At 62.4% G+C, this 1,360-nt stretch carries 1 protein-coding gene; it reads right to left on the reverse strand.

The features are described 5' to 3' along the window. Nucleotides 1-14: 14 nt before the first annotated feature. Nucleotides 15-1,259 carry a transposase family protein gene (locus ACFVSJ_RS24425; protein ID WP_387439706.1) on the reverse strand — a complete coding sequence of 415 codons (1,245 nt, stop codon included), beginning with the start codon at nucleotides 1,257-1,259 and terminating at the stop codon, nucleotides 15-17. Between the last annotated feature and the right edge of the window lie 101 nt (nucleotides 1,260-1,360).

Below are 1,360 nucleotides of genomic sequence, written 5' to 3' on the forward strand. Positions count from 1 at the left end.
CCTGTTGCCTCATGTCAATACCTCCGGGAACTTTGAGTCGTTGCCTCATAGGTAAACCTCCGGCTGTCGTGGTGGTTCCATTGCTCGTTGACGGCGGGCTTGACCGGTGCAGGTCGCTTGGCGGTGGCAATGGTTTCTAGCTGCCCGGTCAGGGCGAGGATCTGCTGGGAAAGGGCTGAGGGTTTGATCTTTTTGTATTGGGCGTTCATCCGGATCACGGGCATCCGCGAGAGGGCCGGATGGGTGGCCGCGCGCTGGTGCGGGGTCGCTGCCCGATCATGGGTTTTGCTCACTTTGGCTCCATGGCGGACTTTCATGACGAGTTTTTGTTGGGGCAGCAGGTAGTTGCTGAAGATCCGGTCCAGATCCCAGATCTGGTTGAGCAGTTCCAGTTCCGTGGTGGTGTCATAGCGCAGGTAGCCAACCAGCTCACGGACCCGGGACCAGTTCTTCTGCTCGACGTGCGCGCCGTCGTTCTTGTTCCCCGGTCGGGAACGGGTGAAAGTGATGTGCTGTTGAACGCAGAACTCAAGCAATTCGTTGTTGATGAACTCGGTCCCGTTGTCCGAGTCGATACCGACCACGGGAAACGGGAACACACCCATGACGTGCTGCAGGGCCGCGAAGACGTGCTTCTGGGCCTTGTTCGGCACTGACCGGTTCACGGTCCAGCCGGTCGCGATATCCGTGACGGTGAGCGTGTAGCAGAACTGCCCGGAACTGTTCGACCCGTCGTGTCCGACCAAGTCGATCTCGACGAAACCCGGGGCCGCGTCATCCCACTGCGCCCATGTCCGGACCGGGATCTGCGATTTCAGCAGCGACCCTGGCTTGGTATGGGACCGGCCCCGCGGCAAGAGCTTCGCGCGCTGGCCGGCCAGGCGCCGGTCGATCGTTGCCGCGCTCATCCGGCTCAGCAACGCCGCCTGCTTCTCGGTGAGGTCCAAGGCCTTCTCGGACCTCAGCATTTGGACCAGATCCGGCAGCATCGGTGCCAGCAGTTTCCCCGCCGGCGCGCGCAGCACCGCCCAGCACAGCACCAGCCCATCCTGCAGGTCCGCTCCGTACGTTGGTGCGCGTCCCGGCCGCACGGGCCGGGGCCGCGGTGGATCCAACGCATGCCGTAACACCGCCCGTGCATAGTCCCGGTGCCAACCGGTCAACTCGACAACCTCATCGAGAATCCTGCCCTTCCTGGCCCGGTCACCAGCACGGTAGGACTCAGCCAAATGCCTCGTAACAGCCTTACGCTCACCCATCGACAACCCCATCCCTCAAGGATCCCCGCCCCACCCATCCCGGAGCTTTTTCAATGAGGCAACGTATCCGGCTACGCGGAGGTTTTTTGTGAGTCAACGCG

Source organism: Paenarthrobacter sp. NPDC058040 (assembly GCF_042885775.1).
GTDB lineage: Bacteria > Actinomycetota > Actinomycetes > Actinomycetales > Micrococcaceae > Arthrobacter.

Excerpts from the sequence above, each read along its gene's own strand:
- ACFVSJ_RS24425 (WP_387439706.1), bottom strand. The coding sequence starts at position 1,259 with ATGGGTGAGCGTAAGGCTGTTACGAGGCATTTGGCTGAGTCCTACCGT.